Origin of the sequence: Microbacterium sp. NPDC079176, assembly GCF_040686675.1 — a bacterium.
In the GTDB taxonomy this organism is placed as follows: domain Bacteria; phylum Actinomycetota; class Actinomycetes; order Actinomycetales; family Microbacteriaceae; genus Microbacterium.
Genome location: NZ_JBFBLM010000004.1, coordinates 371,759 through 388,806, shown reverse-complemented (window position 1 = coordinate 388,806; position 17,048 = coordinate 371,759). Strand labels below are relative to the sequence as shown.

Genomic DNA, 17,048 nt, shown 5'->3' with positions numbered 1-17,048 from the left:
TGGACGATCAGCCCTCCGTGAGAGCGACGTACGCGTCGCGATCCATCAGGCCCTCGAGCGCACCGGCGGCGACGGAGACCTTGATGAGCCAGCCTCCGTCGAACGGCTCGGCGTTCACGAGCGACGGGTCGTCGACGACGGCGTCGTTGATCTCGACGACCGTGCCGGTGACCGGGGCGTAGAGTTCGCCGACCGACTTGGTCGACTCGATCTCACCGACGACCGACCCTGCGGTGATCTCGGTGCCGACGGCGGGGAGTTCGACGAACACGACGTCTCCCAGCTTGTCGGCCGCGTAGTCGGTGATCCCGATGGTCACGGTGTCACCGTCAGCGGCGATCCACTCGTGCTCGTCGGTATAGCTGAGTGCGTTGAGATCGGTCATTTGGTCCTCCGGTAGAAAGGCAGGGCGGTCACGGTCGCGGGGATCCTGGTCCCCCGCACATCAAGGAATACTGCGGTTCCCGCGGCAGCGGAAGAAGGTGCCACGTAGGCCATCGCGATCGGGTGGCCGAGCGTCGGGCTCAGTGCACCGCTGGTGACCTCGCCCAGCACGATGCCGTCCGCGTCGACCACCGAGTAGCCCGCGCGTCCGGCACGCTTGCCCTCGGCGACCAGGCCGACGAGCACCGGAGCGTCGGATGCGGCATGCACCGCTCCCTTGCCGATGAAGTCGTCTTTGTCGGACACCACCACTCGCCCGAGACCGGCCTGAGACGGCTTCGTCTCGCGCGAGAGCTCGTGACCGTAGAGAGGCATCCCCGCTTCGAGCCGGAGGGTGTCGCGCGCGGCGAGGCCCGCGGGGACGAGCCCGTGCGGCTTACCCGCCTCGACGAGGGCGTCCCACAGGGCGGGTGCGTCGGCGGCTCTCACCAGAAGCTCGAATCCGTCCTCACCCGTGTAGCCCGTGCGGGCGAGCAGCAGCGGTGCACCCTGGAACAGCGCATCGGCCCAGGCGTAGTACTTCTGCTCCGCCCATGGGGTGCCGAGATCGGTGATGCCCGGCGTCGACGAGACGATCGCCTCGGAGGCGGGGCCCTGGACCGCGAGCAGGGCATAGTCGTCGGAGACGTCTTCGACGTCCACGCCCCTGTCGCCGATGAACCCCGCGAAGCTGCGGTCCTCTCCCTCGGCCCTGGCGGGCATCTCGCGTTCGATCCGCGATGGGAACGAACGGACGCGCGATGCGAACGCCGCGTCGACGAATCCGCGGTTCCCCGCGTTCGCGATCACCAGGAAGCGGTCGTCTGCGAGCCGGTAGACGATGACGTCGTCGATGATCCCGCCGTCGTCGGCGAGCATCAGGGAGTACTTCGCCTTGCCGACCGCCATCGCCGACAGCCGGCCCGCGAGCGAGTAGTCGAGGAACTCCCCGGCGAAGTCGCCGGTGACGAGGAACTCCGCCATATGGGAGATGTCGAAGATGCCGGCCGCCTGCCGCACGGCGTGGTGCTCGGCGAGGTCGGACGTGTATCGCACCGGCATCTGCCAACCGCCGAAGTCGGTGAACGATGCACCGAGCGCCTCGTGGCGCTCACGCAGCGGGGTGTAGCGGGGGTCGGACATGGAGTTCTCCCGGGCTGGATCGGGCGGAACAGCGACGCTGCTCCTGGGAACTCCCCCTCTGTCATGAGCCTGAGAGCTTCGCCCAGAGACTGGGCTTTCACCGTCGGCGGATCCGAGCTGACGCGGCGTCGCTCGAGATCGCTTTTCAGAGTGGCCGGAACCGCGCGGTACGCGTACCTGAGAGATTGGCGGGGAGGCTTGCTCCTTCGGTGCCCGGCTGCATTCGCCGGGGCTCTCCCGCGTGGGTCATTCGGCCTGTCTTCACTTGTGGCCTCAGTCTAGCGGGTCGACGTCGTCGGCACAGGCCGCAGAAAGCCGCGCTCCCCCGACGCCCCGAGGGTGGGGCGCCAGGCGAGCGCGGCGTCATCCACTGGAGGTCAGCGACCCGCCAGCTCGGCTCTGACCTCGTCTCGCAGACGCCCGAGGTTCTCGGGCTCGGGCGCGGCGCCCAGCAATGTCCTGGTGTACTCGTGCTGCGGATTGAGGATGACCTCGTCGGCGGGGCCGCGCTCGACGACATCGCCCTTGTAGAGCACCATGATCTCGTCGCTGAAGTGACGTGCCGTCGCGAGATCGTGCGTGATGTAGAGCACGCCGAGGTTCTCCTCCCGCTGCAGGTCTGCCAGCAGGTTGAGCACTCCCAGTCGGATCGAGACATCGAGCATCGAGACCGGCTCATCCGCGACGATGAACCGCGCGCCCGGGGCGAGCGCACGAGCGATCGCCACGCGCTGCCGCTGACCACCGGACAGCTCATGCGGGCGACGTTCCGCGAAGCTCTCGCCGGGCGACAGCCGCACGCGCTCGAGCAGCTCGATCGCCCGCGCCCGCACTTGGGAGCCAGACAGCTTGGGGTGGTGGAGCCGGATCGGCCGCTCCAGGTGATGGATGATCGTGTGGAACGGGTTGAGTGACGCGAAGGGGTCCTGGAAGACCATCTGCACCTGGGAGCGGTAGTCCTCCACGGCGCGGCCTCGCATGCCCGAGTCCTTGCCGTCGAGCAGGATCTGCCCGCCCGTCGGCGTCTCGAGCTTCATCAGCATCCGGGCGATCGTCGACTTGCCCGACCCGGATTCGCCGACGAGAGCGACCGTCTTCCCCGCTTCGATGGTGAACGAGACGTCCTTCACCGCGTGCAGGACCGACGTCTTGAGGCCGGATCGCAGCGTGAAGTCCTTCACCAGGTTGCGGGCTTCGAGGGTGGGAGCACTCATCGGACCTCCTCCTGACTGGGCTGGTTGCCGGTGCGGACGAAATCTCCGCGTTCGCCGGTCAGACTCGGGAAGCTCGACAGCAGCTTCTTGGTGTATTCGTGCTGGGGCGTGCGGTAGATCTCCTCCGCGGTGCCCTCCTCGACGATCTGCCCCTGCAGCATCACGGCGATGCGGTCGCTGATCTCGATCAGCATGGGCAGGTCGTGCGTGATGAAGATCACCGCGAAGCCCAGCCGCTCACGCAGCCGCATGATCTCGCGGATGATCCCGCGCTGCACGACCACGTCGAGCGCCGTGGTCGGCTCGTCCATGATCATCACCTGCGGGTCCAGCGCGAGCGCCATCGCGATCATCATGCGCTGACGCATGCCACCGGACAGCTCATGGGGGAAGCTCGTCAGTCTCGACGGGTCGACCCCGACCAGGGTCAGCAGCTCTTCGGCCCGCGCCTGCTTGTCCTTCTTGGACATGCCGGGGCGATGGGTCTCGAAGATGTCGAAGATCTGCGCCTTGACGCTGATGACCGGATTGAGCGAGTTCATCGCTCCCTGGAACACCATCGAGATCTTGTCCCAGCGGAAGGCCCGCAGCCCATCGCCGTCGAGAGCGACGATGTCGATGTCGTGGCCGTCGCGGTCATGGAACACGATCTCGCCGCTGGTCATGAGCGCAGGAGCCTTGAGCAGCCGATTCATGCCGTAGGCGAGCGTCGTCTTGCCGCAGCCGGACTCACCGGCGAGGCCGAGGATCTCGCCTCGGTTGAGTGTGAGAGAGACGTTGCGGACCGCCTTCACGGGCGGATCCACCTCGTACTCGATCGACACGTCCCGTGCGGTCAGCACGGCATCCGGAGCGCTCATGCGGCGACCCCCTTCGTCTTGGCCGCCTTGCGCACGCGCCGAGCGGCGTCGGGTGCATTGCGGAGCTTGGGGTTGATGACCTCGTCGATCGCGAAGTTGATGAGCGAGAGTCCGGCGCCGAGCATGGCGATCATGATTCCCGGTGGGACGAACCACCACCAGGCGCCTCGTCCGAGCGCCTGACCTGACTGCGCGTCGTTGAGGATCGTCCCCCAGGTGATGGAGGAGTTGGGGCCGAGACCGAGGTATGAGAGTCCGGCCTCGCCGAGGATCGCGAAGATGATCGCGAACAGGAACTGCGCGGTGAGTAACGGCAGCAGGTTCGGCATGATCTCGACCAGGATGACGCGGAAGGATCGCTCTCCCGCGACCTTGGACGCGTAGACGTAGTCACGGGTGCGCAGAGATCGGGTCTGCAGCCTGAGCACGTAGGCGGCACCGGCCCAGGACGTGATGCCGAGCACGAACGCGACGAGCTGCCAGCTGCGCTGCGGGACGAAGGAGGAGATCACCATCACCAGCGGCAGGCCGGGGATCACGATCATCACGTTGGTCAGCAGCGCCAGGGTGTCCTCGCGCCATCCGCCGAGGTACCCCGCGAGGACTCCGAAGACAAGCGACAGGATGATGGCGATTCCGCCCGCTACCACGCCCACGAGGAGCGAGCCCTGGGCGCCGATGGCGAGCTGGGCGAACATGTCGTTGCCCAGCTTGGTGGTGCCTAACCAGTGCTCCGGCGAGGGCGGGAGCAGTGCGGGGTTGTCGGTGCTTCGAGGGTCCTGCGAGAAGATCGGCGCGATGATCGCGAACAGCACGATCGCGATCACGATGCTCGCGCCGATGATGAACTTCGTCGATGAGGTGGGAAGGACGCGGCGGCGTCTGCGGCCCCGCTGGGTGGCGAGAGAGATCGTGCTCGCAGGCTGGGTCATGGGCTGATCCTTCGTGATCAGCACTGTGTTCTCGGTGTCAGACATTCTGGCGAGCCCTCGGGTCGATGAAGCCATAGACGAGGTCCATGATGAAGTTGGCGGCGAGCACCGTGATCGTGATGACGAGGAAGAGTCCCTGCATCAGCGCGTAGTCGTTGTTCGTGACCGCCTGGAACATCAGCTTCCCGATGCCCGGGTAGGTGAAGACCTGCTCCATGACGATGGAGCCGGCGACAACGAATCCCAGGGTGATCGAGAAGCCGGCGATCGACGGGATCGCGGCATTGCGGGCGGCGTACGTGGTCATGATGCGACGCGGACGGAGCCCCTTGGCCTCGGCCGTGAGCACGTAGTCCTCGGCCATGGTCTGCACCATCATGTTGCGCATCCCGAACATCCAGCCGCCCACCGACGAGATCACGATCGTTAGTGCGGGCAGGATGGCGTGCGAGAGCGCATCCATGAAGAACGCCCAGGTCGGCTCGGGACCGTCCGGGAAGTCGAACACGTCGTAGCCGCCGAAGATCGGGAACCAGCCGAGCCCGACCGCGAACACCGAGACGAGCAGCAGCGCCATCCAGAAGTACGGGATGGACTGCAGCACGGTGGTCGCCGGGATGAGGTGGTCGACCCACGTTCCGCGCTTCCATCCTGCCCAGGCGCCGAGCACGACGCCGAGGATGAAGGAGATCACGGTCACCGTGCCGACGAGGATGAGTGTCCAGGGCAGCGCCTGCCCGATCAGCTCGCTCACCGGCGCGGGGAACTTGGTGACGGAGATACCCAGGTCGCCCTGGAACATGCGCCCCCAGTACGCGATGTACTGATCCCAGAGGGACGAGTCATCACCGCCGAGAAGCAGCTTGATGTTGCGGATCGTGGTCTCGGAGACCTCCCCGCCCGCTCGCTGCATCTTGGCGATCATGATGTCCGCCGGGTTCCCCGGCATGAGCCGGGGAAGCAGGAAGTTGAGTGAGATCGCGGCCCATAGCGTGAACGCGTAGAACCCGATTCTTCGTGCATAGAACTTCATGTCACTGACCGTGCTTCCTGCTCCCCCGACTCCATGTGCTTAGTTCGCCGGCTCGAGCTGCGTCAGGACGTAGCCCGCCGCGATCGCACCCCAGGACGGCGGGAAGGCGTAGAGGTCCTCCTCCGTCGGCCATCCCGTGAAGTCCTTCGTGTTGTAGAAGGTCTGCGTCGCGTTGATCACGAGCGGGATGTAGGGCAGATCACGGACGATCTCGGTCTGGATCGTGCCGTACAGCTCCTTCTTCTCTGCCTCGTCGTTCGTGCTGATCGCGGCCTGGACGGCCGTGTCGACGACGGGGTTGCTGTATCGGCTGAAGTTCCAACGCCCCGCGGGCACCTCCGAGCCCACCGCTGCGGTCGAACCGACGGTCGTGCCGCCGAACCAGTCGCGGTAGATCTGGAACGGGTCGGCCACCGAGGTTCCGACCACACCGCCGACGATCAGCTGGAACTCACCGCCCTGACGGGCGTCCGAGAATTCCTGCCACTGCACCGTGGATGCCGTGATCTTGATGCCGGCAGCCTCTGCCTGCTCGGCGATCAGCTTCGCCGCATCGTTGTAGTCGGTCCAGCCGTCGACCGAGATCAGGCTGAGCTCGAGCGGCACGCCGTCCTTCGCGTAGAAGTCGCCGTCCTTCGTGTAGCCGGCGGCCTCGAGGATCTCGCCAGCCTCGTCGGCGTTCGCCTCCTGGGGGCTGATCTCGTTGGCGGAGTCCGCGACCCACTTCTCGTCACGGGGCAGCAGCGCGAAGGTCGGCGAGATGTCGCCGGTCAGACCGACGAACGCCTTGTCCTTGATGGCCGCGCGGTCGATCGCGACGTTGAGCGCCTGTCGAACCGCGACGTCGGTCTGGGGACCCGTGCAGCCGAGCTCGGCGTTCGAGCACGTGTACAGGACGGTCGGGTCCTGCGGCGTGTTGATCCAATCGATCGCTCCGTTGCCCGTGACGTCGTCCGGGTTCGGGATGAACATGCCCGTCCAGTCGAGCTTGCCGGCGGCGAGCAGGTCCTGTGCGGTCTGGTTGTTGTCGACCGCGATGTACTGGACCTTCTTGACTCCGAGCTCGTCGGCGTCGCGGAAGTTCTCGTTGGCGACGAGCGTGTACGACTCGCTCGTCGTCTTGTCGACCACGTAGGCGCCGGAGCCGACCGGCTCTTCGTTGGCGAAGTTCGCGAAGTCGGTGACCTCCGCCCACACGTGCTCGGGGAGGATGTAGGTCGAACCGAGGCGCTGGAACTCGGTCGTGTACTGCGCGGTCGTGTACGTGAGGACGACCGTGGTGTCGTCGGTCGCCTCCGCCGAGACGAGACCGTTGCCCTCAGGGTTGTTGGCCTCGTAGGTGAAGGAGAACGCGACGTCCGCGGCGGTCAGCGGCTCTCCGTCGCTCCACTTGAGATCGGGCTTGATGGCGATCGTGATCACCGTGCCGTCCTCGTTGTATTCGTACGAGTCTCCGATCAGACCGACGGGCTCGGAATCCGCCGTCTTGTTGAAGAAGAACAGCGGCTCGTAGATCGGCCCGAGTGCACCGTGGAGCACGGTCGGGGCGAACGGGTTGTAGTTCGCGGTGATGGGGGTCTGGCTGCCGGCCCAGACACGAAGAGCACGGTCGCCATCGCCACCGCTCCCCTCGTTGCCTCCGCCTGCGCCACAGGCCGTCAGGCCCAGGGCGAGGACGGATGCCCCCGCCACAGCGGTGAGCGCGATCTTGCGCCTTCCGTTACGGATCATTCTGTATTTCCTCTCGGTGCTGCACTGCAGGAGGGATTTCTCCGGGTGGAGTCGAACTCCGGACGGAGTTCGCAACAGATCCCGAAAGGGATTTGTTAGGACAGTAACCTAACAAATCCCTTTCCTAGCGACAAGAGTCCAGAACGCTGGTATATAACGTTTCGGCCTCAGGGGCGGTGGCGTCATGAAGATGCACTAACAGTCGAGATGACACTAAGATCGGAGCAGGAGGTTAAGGTACATATGACCCAAAGCAGAGGCATCGACGTCGCCGTGTCGACCGTGATCCTCACCCTTCGACGCGCCGAGGACGGCTCGGCGGTGCTCGCGCTGCCACTCGTGCTGCGCACGCGCGAGCCGTTCGCCGGCCAGTGGGCCCTCCCCGGCGGCTGGCTCACCGAGACCGAATCGGCTGTCGACGCCGCAGCCAGGACTCTGGCCGAGACGACGGGACTGACGCCGAGCTATCTCGAGCAGCTCTACGCCTTCGGGGCCGTCGACCGCTCCCCCACCCGCGTCGTGTCGATCGTGTACTGGGCACTGCTCCGCCAGGATGACGTCGACGCGCAGAGCGCGGCGCATCGGGCATCCGGCAAGGCTCCGGAGAACGTGCGCTGGGTCGACCTCGATGAGCTCCCGGCGCTGGCCTTCGATCACACGAAGATCGTCGAGTACGCCCTGTGGCGACTGCGGAACAAGGTCGGCTACAGCCGCGTCGCCCACGGCTTCCTTCCTGCCGAGTTCACCCTGGCGGATCTCCGCGAGGCGTACGAGGCCATTCTCGGCAAGCACCTGGATCCGGCCAACTTCCGCCGCCAGGTCGAATCCGCCGGCAACCTCCTTCCCACCGACCGGTTCCGCACCGGCAACCACCGACCCGCCCGCCTGTACCGCTACAACACCGACGTCGAGCTGGCCGATCACGGCCCCCTCGGCCCCGAGGAGACGAGCACCCGATGAGCATCACCTTCGTTCCCACACCGGTCGTCCAGCCGATCGACGCCTCTGTCGATCACGCGATCCAGTCGATCGTGTCCGGCGCCTCGACCGACGCGACGTGCGCGACCGACCTCGCCGCCGGCCCCTGGGACTTCGACTCCCGCCCCGGATACGGTCCCGGGTCGTCGATGGGCGACGTCATCCCCACCGGCGCTCCGCGGCAGGGAGAGCTCCCCGCCGAGTACCGAGATGCCGGCGAGGCCGACCTCGACGAGCGCATCCGCATCGCGAAGGCCACCCTCGGTGACCGCGCCGTCGTGCTCGGGCACTTCTACCAGCGCGAAGAGGTCGTGCGGCACGCCGACTACGTGGGCGACTCGTTCCAGCTCGCGACCGCGGCGAAGGAGCGTCCGAACGCCGAGGCGATCGTGTTCTGCGGAGTGCACTTCATGGCCGAGACGGCTGATCTGCTCTCGGGACCCGACCAGGCCGTGATCCTGCCCAATCTGGCGGCCGGATGCTCGATGGCCGATATGGCGGACATCGATCAGGTCGAGGACTGCTGGGAGCAGCTCGCAGACGTGCTGGGCGACCTCGACACACCCGATGCGGGTGGACGGGTGCCGGTGATCCCCGTCACGTATATGAACTCGTCGGCCGCGATCAAGGGCTTCGTGGGGCGCCACGGAGGAATCGTGTGCACCTCCTCGAATGCGCAGACCGTACTCGAGTGGGCATTCGAGCGCGGTCAGCGCGTGCTCTTCTTCCCCGACCAGCACCTCGGCCGCAACACCGCGAAGGCGATGGGCGTACCGCTCGAGCGGATGCCGATGTGGAACCCGCGCCAGGCGCTCGGCGGATCCTCCGCGGCACAGCTCGTCGACTCGCAGGTGATCCTCTGGCACGGGTTCTGCTCGGTGCACCGCCGTTTCACCGTGGATCAGATCGACCAGGCGCGGGCCGAGCACCCCGGGGTCCGGGTGATCGTGCACCCTGAGTGCCCGATGGCCGTCGTGGACGCGGCGGACGAGGCGGGATCGACCGACTACATCCGTCGGGCGATCGCCGCGGCGACCACGCCGACCACCTTCGCGATCGGCACCGAGATCAACCTCGTCCGTCGCCTCGCGGCGCAGTTCCCCCAGCACGAGATCTTCTGCCTGGACCCGGTGGTGTGCCCCTGCTCGACGATGTACCGCATCCACCCCGGGTATCTCGCCTGGGTGCTCGAAGAGCTCGTCGCGGGCCGCACGCCGAATCGGATCACGGTGACGGCGGACGTGGCCGACCCCGCCCGCATCGCCCTCGAACGGATGCTGGCGGCGAAGCCGCCCGTGGCGGCGAGCGCCCGATGAACGTCGTCGTCGTCGGCTCGGGCATCGCCGGACTCACGACGGCCCTGCACGCGCACGAGACCGGTCACTCGGTCACGGTCGTGACGAAGGGTGCGCTGGGCGACGGCTGCACGGGGTACGCGCAGGGCGGCGTCGCCGGAATCTACGGCGTCGGCGACTCGGCGGCACAGCACGCCGCAGACACCATCGATGCCGGAGCAGGACTCTCGGATCCCGCCGCGGTCGATGTTCTCGTGCACGAGGGCGCGACCAGGATCGCGGAGCTGATCGCCCGAGGCGTCGCGTTCGACCGCTCACCCGACGGGCGGCTGCTGCTCGGGCGGGAGGCGGCGCACCGTCACGCACGCATCGTGCACGCCGGAGGGGATGCCACGGGAGCAGAGATCACCCGGGCGATGGTGGCCTCGGTCCGCGACGCGGATGTCACCGTCGTGGAGGGCGCCTTTCTGGCCGACGTGATCGCCGAGGACGGCGTCGTGCGCGGCGTGCGGGTCCAGGTCGGCGGGGCGGTCTCGGAGCTCTCCGCCGACGCGGTCGTGCTCGCCACGGGCGGCGCAGGGCACCTGTATGCGCATACCACGAATCCCCTCGGCACCACGGGCGACGGCATCGCCGCCGCCGTGCGGATCGGGGCCGCGGTGGCCGACCTCGAGTTCGTGCAGTTCCATCCGACGATCCTGGCCGAGGGTCCCGCCTTCCTCGTCTCGGAAGCGGTCCGCGGCGAAGGGGCGACGCTGGTGGACGCCGACGGCCGGCGATTCGTCTTCGACAGCCACCCGGACGGCGAGCTCGCCCCGCGCGACGTCGTCGCGCGGGCGATCGCCCGCCAGTCCGCCCGACAGGGCTCCCCGGTGCGTCTCGACGCGACCATGATCGGCGGACTCAGACTCGCGCAGCGATTCCCGACGATTGATCGCGTGACGCGGGAACGCGGTCTCGACTGGGCCTCCACTCCGATCCCGGTGACACCCGCCGCCCACTATCTGATGGGAGGCGTCGTCACCGACCTCGACGGGCGCACCTCCGTCCCCGGGCTCTTCGCCGTGGGCGAGGTCGCGCGCACCGGCGTGCACGGCGCGAATCGTCTCGCCTCGAACTCGCTGCTCGAAGGCGCGGTCTTCGGAGCCCGCGCGGCAGCCGCGCTCGGCACGCCCTGGCAGCATCCTCCCGTCAGCTCGCAGCGCGGCTCGGCGCCTCGCGCACCTCTGTCCGAGGAGTCGGAATCCACCGGCGAGATCGCTGTCGGCGCCGACTTCAGTCGCGCAGCGCTGCAGCGCCTGATGTGGGACCACGTCGGCCTGCTGCGCTCGGAAGAGGGTCTGCGACACGCCGCAACCATCGTCGGCCGCTGGCTCGCCGCGATTCCCGAGCCGGCCACCGTCCGCGAGCGCGAGGATGCGAACCTCCTCCTGCTCGCCCGCGCGACCGCGTCTGCCGCGCTCGCTCGCACCGATTCCGTCGGTGCGCACTTCCGCGAACCCCTCGCCTCACCTCTCCTGGAGACAGTCTGATGCTCACCGCCGCCCACATCACCCGCGTGGTCAGCGCAGCCCTCGAGGAAGACGCCCCCTGGGGCGACCTGACGAGCGCGACCCTGCTTCCCGCGGATGCCACCGCCACTGCCGACCTCGTCGCCCGCGAAGCGGGCACCTTCAGCGGCGGCGAGGTGTTCGCGGCCGCGTTCCACCTCACCGATCCGGCGATCGCGGTCGACGTGCATGTGGGCGACGGAGACGCCTTCGAGGCGGGCGACGTGCTCGCCTCGGTATCCGGCTCGGCCCGCGGCATCCTCACCGCCGAGCGCATCGCTCTGAACTTCACCCAGCGGATGAGCGGTGTCGCGACAGCCACCGCCGCCTACGTGCGCGCGGTCGAGGGGACATCGGCGCGGATCGCCGACACGCGGAAGACGACCCCGGGCATGCGAGCGTTCGAACGGCATGCGGTGCTCTCGGGCGGTGGTCACAACCACCGGTTCTCGCTGTCCGATGCGGTGATGGCCAAGGACAACCATCTCGCGGTGCTGAAGCGCTCGGGCGTCGACCTCGCCTCGGCTCTGCGGGATGCGCTCTCCCGGCTGCCTCACACGACGCACGTGGTCGTCGAGGTCGACCGGCTCGATCAGATCCCCGCCGTGCTCGACGGGGGTGCGCACACGGTGCTGCTCGACAACTTCTCTCTCGACGACCTGCGCGCCGGGGTCTCGATGATCGGCGATCGCGCGCAGGTCGAAGCCTCGGGCGGGGTCGCTCTCGACACGGTCGGGGCGATCGCGGCGACCGGGGTCGACGTCATCTCGGTCGGCGCCCTGACGCACTCCGCCCGGGCGCTCGATCTCGGTCTCGACGTGCGGATCGACTGACGGGGATGCTCTATCTCGATCACGCCGCAACGGCTCCGGTGCGACCGGAGGTCGTCGAGGCCATGCGCCCGTTCCTGACCGGGGTCTTCGGCAATCCGTCGAGCCACCACACGTACGGTGAGGCCGCGGCGAGCGCACTCGATGACGCACGGTCGCGGGTGGCCCGAGTGCTGGGCATGCGCGCGGGCGATGTGATCTTCACATCCGGTGGAACGGAATCGAACAATCTCGCGGTGAAGGGCATCGTGCTGGCAGCCCTCGCACGCGGTCGCCGGCATCTGGTCGTCTCGCCGATCGAGCACGAGTCGATCCTCGAATCCGCCGACCACCTGCGGCGCTTCCACGACGTCGAGGTGACGCCGATCCCCGTCGACGGCCTCGGCAGGATCTCCGTCGCCGCTCTGACGCAGGCCCTGCGCGATGACACCGCACTGGTCGCCTTCGGACACGCCAACAACGAGATCGGCACGGTCCAGGACGTCGCCTCCCTCGCAGCAGCCGCGAGGGAGGCAGGCGTCCCGGTGCATGTCGACGCCGTGCAGTCTGCGGGGTGGCTGCCGCTCAGCGGCCTCGGAGCGGATGCCGTCGCGATCGCCGGGCACAAGCTCGGAGCTCCGAAGGGGGTCGGAGCTCTCGCCGTGCGAGGGCGCGTCGCGCTCGAGCCGCTCATGCACGGGGGCGGCCAGGAACGAGGACGCCGTTCGGGCACCGAGAACGTCGCCGGCGCGGTGGCCCTCGCGACAGCGCTGGAGCTCGCCGACGCGGAGCGCGAGGAGGCGAGCGCCCGGGTCGCTGAGTCGACGGGGCGCTTCATCGCCGCGGTGCACGCACTCGTGCCGCAGGCGGCCCTCACCGGCGACCCCGTGACACGGCTGCCCGGCACAGCGAGCTTCACGTTCGCCGGAGTCAGCGGGGAGGCTGTCCTGCTCGAGCTCGAGCGTCGGGGCGTGGTGTCGTCGAGCGGTTCTGCCTGCGCCGCCGGAAGCGACGAGCCCTCGCATGTGCTTCTCGCATGCGGGATCTCCCCCGCGGTCGCGCAGACCTCTGTGCGGTTCACCTTCGGACGCGAGGCGCTCCCGCACGACCTGGCCGAACGGCTCGCCGGGCTGGTCGCCGAATCGGTGCGCGCGGTCACCCACCCCTGAACGACGAGCCCGACCGGCCGGCCATAGACTCGGCTCGTGACCGCCTCCGCCCCGATCGTGACCCTGATCGTCCCCGGCCGCGACATCGGCGCCTTCGCTCCTGCCGCACTCGAGTCGCTGCGCTCGCAGACCGAGACGCGGTGGAACGCGATCCTCATCGACGACGGATCCACAGACGACACGGCGGAGATCTTCGCCGCGGCAGCCGCATCGGATCCTCGGTTCCGGGCGGTGCAGCACGAGGCGTCCCGCGGCCTGGGTGCCGCGCGGAACGTCGGCATCGACCTCGTCGACACTCCCCTGATCGGCTTCCTCGACGGAGACGACGAACTCACGCCCTCTGCCCTCGAACGACTCGTGGGGACGCTCGCCGAGACCGGCAGCGATTTCGTCGCCGGCGCCTACGTGCGGTCGCGCTTCGACGGCGAGCGCTACGTCGCGGGGCGCGTGCAGCCGTGGGTGTCGGCAGCGACGTCGCCCGAACGACTCGCCACCACGATCGCGGAGCACCCTCGAGCGAGCGCGAACATCGTGGCTTGGTCGAAGGTCAGCCGCACCGAGTTCTGGAACGATCTGAGGTTCCCCGAGGGCGTCGCCTACGAGGATCAGGTGGTCGCCCAGCTGATGTACACACGGGCGCGCAGCTTCGATGTCATCCCCGACACCGTGGTGCGCTGGCGCCTGCGCGCGGACGGCACCTCGATCACGCAGGGGCGTGCGAAGCTCCCCGTGCTGCGCGACTATCTCACGGCTCTGCGCGGAGGAATCCGCGTGCTGCACGAGGCGGGGGCACAGGCCGCCGTCACTGCCCGTCTCGAGCTGATCCTGGCCATGGACATTCCGCCGCTGCTCGAGATCGCGCGCACGCACACCGAACCGGACTACTCAGACGAGGTCGACGCGTTCGTCGCCGAGATCGAAGCACTCCCCGAGCACGCCGCCGCCCGCCCCGATCCCGCCCTCACCGCCGCGCTGGCGTGGTGAGACCCGCACTCTGGAGACCGATGAACCAGTACCTCGCCGACCTCTTCTCGCTCGAGGGGCGCACCGCCGTCGTCACCGGTGGCAGCTCGGGCATCGGACGCGGCATCGCGACGGCACTCGCGAGCGCAGGCGCCTCGACCGTGATCGTGGCGCGCGGTGAAGCGCGGATTGCCGAGACCGTGGCGGAGCTCACCCGCGCCGGATGCCGGGCGGCAGGAGTCGTCGGAGACCTCGGCACGCGGGAGGGAATCCGAGCCCTCGCTGAAGCGGCCGTCGCGCCGTTCGGCGAGCCGGACATCCTGGTGAACTCCGCAGGGATCAACATCCGCCCGCCGTTCTCCGAGATCACCGAGGACGACTGGGACGCGACGATGACCGTGAATGCGCTCGCCCCTTTCCTGCTCGGCCAGCGCTATGCCACCGGCATGGCCGAGCGGGGCTACGGGCGCCTGATCCACATCAGCTCACAGCAGGCGCACCGCGCGTTCGTCGGCAGCGGCGTCTACGGCGCCTCGAAGGGAGCCGTGGAGTCGCTGATGCGCTCGGAGGCCGAGGCATGGGGAGGCACCGGAGTCACGAGCAACAGTCTCGTTCCCGGGTTCGTGCTCACCCCGCTCAACGCCCGGCTGCAGGAGGACCCCGAGCAGATCGCCGCCCTCGCCGCACGGACCATGATCGGACGCAACGGACTGCCGTCGGATTTCGCGGCCGCGGCCGTGTTCCTCGCCGGCGCCGGCTCGAGCTACGTCACCGGGCAGTCGCTGTTCATCGACGGCGGCCTGTCGGTGCACTGAGCACGTCTCACCCCTCGGCCGGGTAGACCCGCTCGTCGGCACGGGACACGTCGAGCAGCGGAACCGGAGCGGTGAGCGCGTCGACCGCATCGGCCCCGGCGGAATCCTCCGGAGCCCGGTCGGCCCGACGGTGGGCGAGGGCGGCGCGCACGCCTCCCGAGACGGCCGTCTCGACGGCCCTCTCCGTATCGAGCACTCGCGAAGCGGCCACCTGCTGCGCGGCGAGCTCGGCATAGAGGCCGCCCCGCGCGAGGAGCTCGGCGTGAGTGCCCGACTCCACGATCAGGCCGGCTTCGACGACATGGATGACGTCGGCACCCATGATCGTCGAGAGTCGATGCGCGATCGTCAGCGTCGTGCGCCCCTTGGCCGCTTCGTCCAACGCCTCCTGCACGACGCGCTCCGACACCGTGTCGAGAGCGGACGTCGCTTCGTCGAGCAGCAGCACGGGCGGATCCTTCAACAGCACTCGGGCGATCGCGATGCGCTGCTTCTCACCGCCCGAGAGACGGTATCCCCGTTCTCCGACCACGGTGTCATAGCCGTCTTCGAACCCGCTGATGATGTGATGGATGTTTGCTGCGGTGCAGGCGGCGATCATCTCCTCGTCCGTCGCGTCGGGTCTGGCGTACAGCAGGTTCTCGCGGATCGTCGCGTGGAACAGGTACGTCTCCTGCGAGACGATGCCGACCTGGTCGATGATCGACTCCTGCGTGAGGGTCTTCACGTCCGCTCCCGCGAACAGCACCGCGCCGCCATGCGCCTCGTACAGTCTCGGCGCCAGATACAGCACCGTCGTCTTGCCCGCACCCGAGGGACCGACGAATGCGACGTGCTGACCGGGCTCGGCCACGAACGAGACGCCCTGCAGGGTGGGGCGAGCATCGGGTGCCGCGTCCGGATAGCGGAAGACGACGTCGGCGAACTCGATCCGTCCCCGTGGCCCCGGCGCTTCAGCGACCGTGATCGCATCCGGGGCGTCCTGGATCTCGGGCACCAGGTCGAGGTACTCGAAGATGCGCGCGAACAGCGCAGACGACGTCTGAAGGTCGAGCGACACCCGCATGAGGCCCATCAGCGGCTGCAGCAGACGGGCCTGGACGGTCGTGAAGGCGACGACGGTTCCCGCGGTGATCGCGCCGGTGCCGCCGGCGATCAAGTAGCCCGAGACGAGGTAGATGACCGCGGGGACGCTCGCCATCAGCACCTGGACGACCGCGAAGAAGCCCTGCCCGCTCATCGCCCGCCGTACCTGCAGCCTCACCTGGTTGCGGTTCTCGGCCTGGTACCGCTGCGATTCGGTGCGCTGTCGGTTGAACGCCTTCGACAGGAGCATCCCCGACACGCTCAGAGTCTCCTGCGTGATGGAGGTGAGCTCGGACAGTGACTCCTGGGTCTCGCCGGCGATGCGCGCACGGACCTGCCCCACGCGTCGCTGCACGATGATGAGGAACGGCATGAGCACGACAGCGATCAGCGTGAGCCGCCAATCGATCAGGATCATCGCGACGAGGGAGGCGATGACCGTCACGACATTGCCGAGGATGCTGGTCACGGTGTTGGTCAGGACGCCCGAGACGCCGCCGACGTCGTTCTGCAGACGCGACTGGATGACGCCGGTCTTCGTCCGGGTGAAGAATCCGAGCTCCATGGCCTGCAGATGCTCGAACAGCCGGACCCGCAGGTCGCCCGTGACGCTGTTGCCGACGGTCGAGGTGAGCCAGGTCTGCGCGACGCCGAGGACGGCGGAGAGGAGGAAGAGCCCGACCATCGCCGAGACCAGCCAGATCAGGAGCTGCAGCTGGGGGCCACCGCCGTCGACGGGGAAGAGCGCGTCGTCGAAGATGCGCTGCACGATCAGCGGCGGGATCACGGCGATGGCGGCGCCGATCACAACCAATACGCCGGTCCAGAAGATGCGCCAGCGGTACGGACGGAACAGCGCGATCACCCTGGATCCGAGCCCGCTGATGCGCGGTGCCTCGGCGTTGAGCCGACGCTGTGCGCTCTCGTCCACACCGCGGAATCCCCCGCGTCCACCACCCATGCTCATGTCGCCAGCGTAGTCAGCACGCATGACCCCGGGACGCGCTCAGCGCGGGCGTCCGTCCGCTGAGAGCGGATTCAGAGGGA

15 protein-coding genes and 1 riboswitch are annotated in these 17,048 nt (G+C 68.2%); of the genes, 7 read left to right on the top strand and 8 right to left on the bottom strand.

Annotated features, from left to right (window positions below; all coding sequences use genetic code 11):
- Positions 1–7 precede the first annotated feature (7 nt).
- The 7 genes from gcvH to AB0P11_RS12235 all read right to left on the bottom strand — a co-directional run bounded on the left by gcvH (position 8) and on the right by AB0P11_RS12235 (position 7,336).
- Positions 8–385, bottom strand: coding sequence for a glycine cleavage system protein GcvH (gene gcvH / locus AB0P11_RS12265; protein WP_072590995.1), 378 nt, complete (start codon positions 383–385; stop codon positions 8–10).
- Positions 382–1,566 (bottom strand): glycine cleavage system aminomethyltransferase GcvT, encoded by a 1,185-nt coding sequence (locus tag AB0P11_RS12260; protein ID WP_363522197.1) that lies wholly within the window; start codon positions 1,564–1,566, stop codon positions 382–384. The genes gcvH and AB0P11_RS12260 overlap by 4 nt, the downstream gene beginning before the upstream one ends.
- Before the next feature lie 155 nt (positions 1,567–1,721).
- Positions 1,722–1,816: riboswitch (glycine riboswitch) on the bottom strand.
- A gap of 127 nt (positions 1,817–1,943) precedes the next feature.
- Positions 1,944–2,780 (bottom strand): ATP-binding cassette domain-containing protein, encoded by an 837-nt coding sequence (locus AB0P11_RS12255; protein ID WP_072590993.1) that lies wholly within the window; start codon positions 2,778–2,780, stop codon positions 1,944–1,946.
- A complete protein-coding gene (locus AB0P11_RS12250; RefSeq protein WP_053095559.1) occupies positions 2,777–3,640 on the bottom strand; it encodes an ABC transporter ATP-binding protein in 864 nt (287 codons plus the stop codon). The genes AB0P11_RS12255 and AB0P11_RS12250 overlap by 4 nt, the downstream gene beginning before the upstream one ends.
- Entirely contained in the window at positions 3,637–4,572 is a 936-nt protein-coding gene (locus AB0P11_RS12245) for an ABC transporter permease (RefSeq protein ID WP_230100670.1), read from the bottom strand. Before AB0P11_RS12245 ends, AB0P11_RS12250 begins: the two co-directional genes overlap by 4 nt.
- Before the next feature lie 37 nt (positions 4,573–4,609).
- Positions 4,610–5,605 carry an ABC transporter permease gene (locus tag AB0P11_RS12240; protein ID WP_053095557.1) on the bottom strand — a complete coding sequence of 332 codons (996 nt, stop codon included), beginning with the start codon at positions 5,603–5,605 and terminating at the stop codon, positions 4,610–4,612.
- Positions 5,606–5,644: 39 nt separating this feature from the next.
- Positions 5,645–7,336, bottom strand: a complete 1,692-nt coding sequence (locus AB0P11_RS12235) for an ABC transporter substrate-binding protein (RefSeq protein WP_056278036.1) — start codon at positions 7,334–7,336, stop codon at positions 5,645–5,647.
- Between the two features lie 243 nt (positions 7,337–7,579).
- On the opposite strand from AB0P11_RS12235, the gene AB0P11_RS12230 reads away from it, so the two are divergent.
- Genes AB0P11_RS12230 through AB0P11_RS12200 form a run of 7 tightly spaced genes read left to right on the top strand, consistent with a single transcriptional unit; the run spans position 7,580 to position 14,915 of the window.
- A complete protein-coding gene (locus AB0P11_RS12230) occupies positions 7,580–8,296 on the top strand; it encodes an NUDIX domain-containing protein (protein WP_072590991.1) in 717 nt (238 codons plus the stop codon).
- The gene (nadA, locus tag AB0P11_RS12225; RefSeq protein ID WP_285363081.1) at positions 8,293–9,630 is read left to right on the top strand and encodes a quinolinate synthase NadA; all 1,338 of its coding nucleotides are present in this window, start codon (positions 8,293–8,295) and stop codon (positions 9,628–9,630) included. The genes AB0P11_RS12230 and nadA overlap by 4 nt, the downstream gene beginning before the upstream one ends.
- The gene (gene nadB, locus AB0P11_RS12220; RefSeq protein WP_363522192.1) at positions 9,627–11,141 is read left to right on the top strand and encodes an L-aspartate oxidase; all 1,515 of its coding nucleotides are present in this window, start codon (positions 9,627–9,629) and stop codon (positions 11,139–11,141) included. Before nadA ends, nadB begins: the two co-directional genes overlap by 4 nt.
- A complete protein-coding gene (nadC, locus tag AB0P11_RS12215) occupies positions 11,141–11,992 on the top strand; it encodes a carboxylating nicotinate-nucleotide diphosphorylase (RefSeq protein WP_056278027.1) in 852 nt (283 codons plus the stop codon). The genes nadB and nadC overlap by 1 nt, the downstream gene beginning before the upstream one ends.
- A 5-nt stretch (positions 11,993–11,997) precedes the next feature.
- The gene (locus tag AB0P11_RS12210; protein WP_072590987.1) at positions 11,998–13,137 is read left to right on the top strand and encodes a cysteine desulfurase family protein; all 1,140 of its coding nucleotides are present in this window, start codon (positions 11,998–12,000) and stop codon (positions 13,135–13,137) included.
- Positions 13,138–13,173: 36 nt separating this feature from the next.
- A complete protein-coding gene (locus AB0P11_RS12205; RefSeq protein ID WP_363522189.1) occupies positions 13,174–14,121 on the top strand; it encodes a glycosyltransferase family 2 protein in 948 nt (315 codons plus the stop codon).
- 20 nt (positions 14,122–14,141) lie between these two features.
- Positions 14,142–14,915: an SDR family oxidoreductase gene (locus AB0P11_RS12200; protein WP_072590985.1), complete on the top strand. Its 774-nt coding sequence runs from the start codon at positions 14,142–14,144 to the stop codon at positions 14,913–14,915.
- 7 nt (positions 14,916–14,922) lie between these two features.
- Here the strand turns inward: AB0P11_RS12200 and AB0P11_RS12195 are convergent, their stop codons facing one another.
- Entirely contained in the window at positions 14,923–16,968 is a 2,046-nt protein-coding gene (locus AB0P11_RS12195; protein WP_053099050.1) for an ABC transporter ATP-binding protein, read from the bottom strand.
- Between the last annotated feature and the right edge of the window lie 80 nt (positions 16,969–17,048).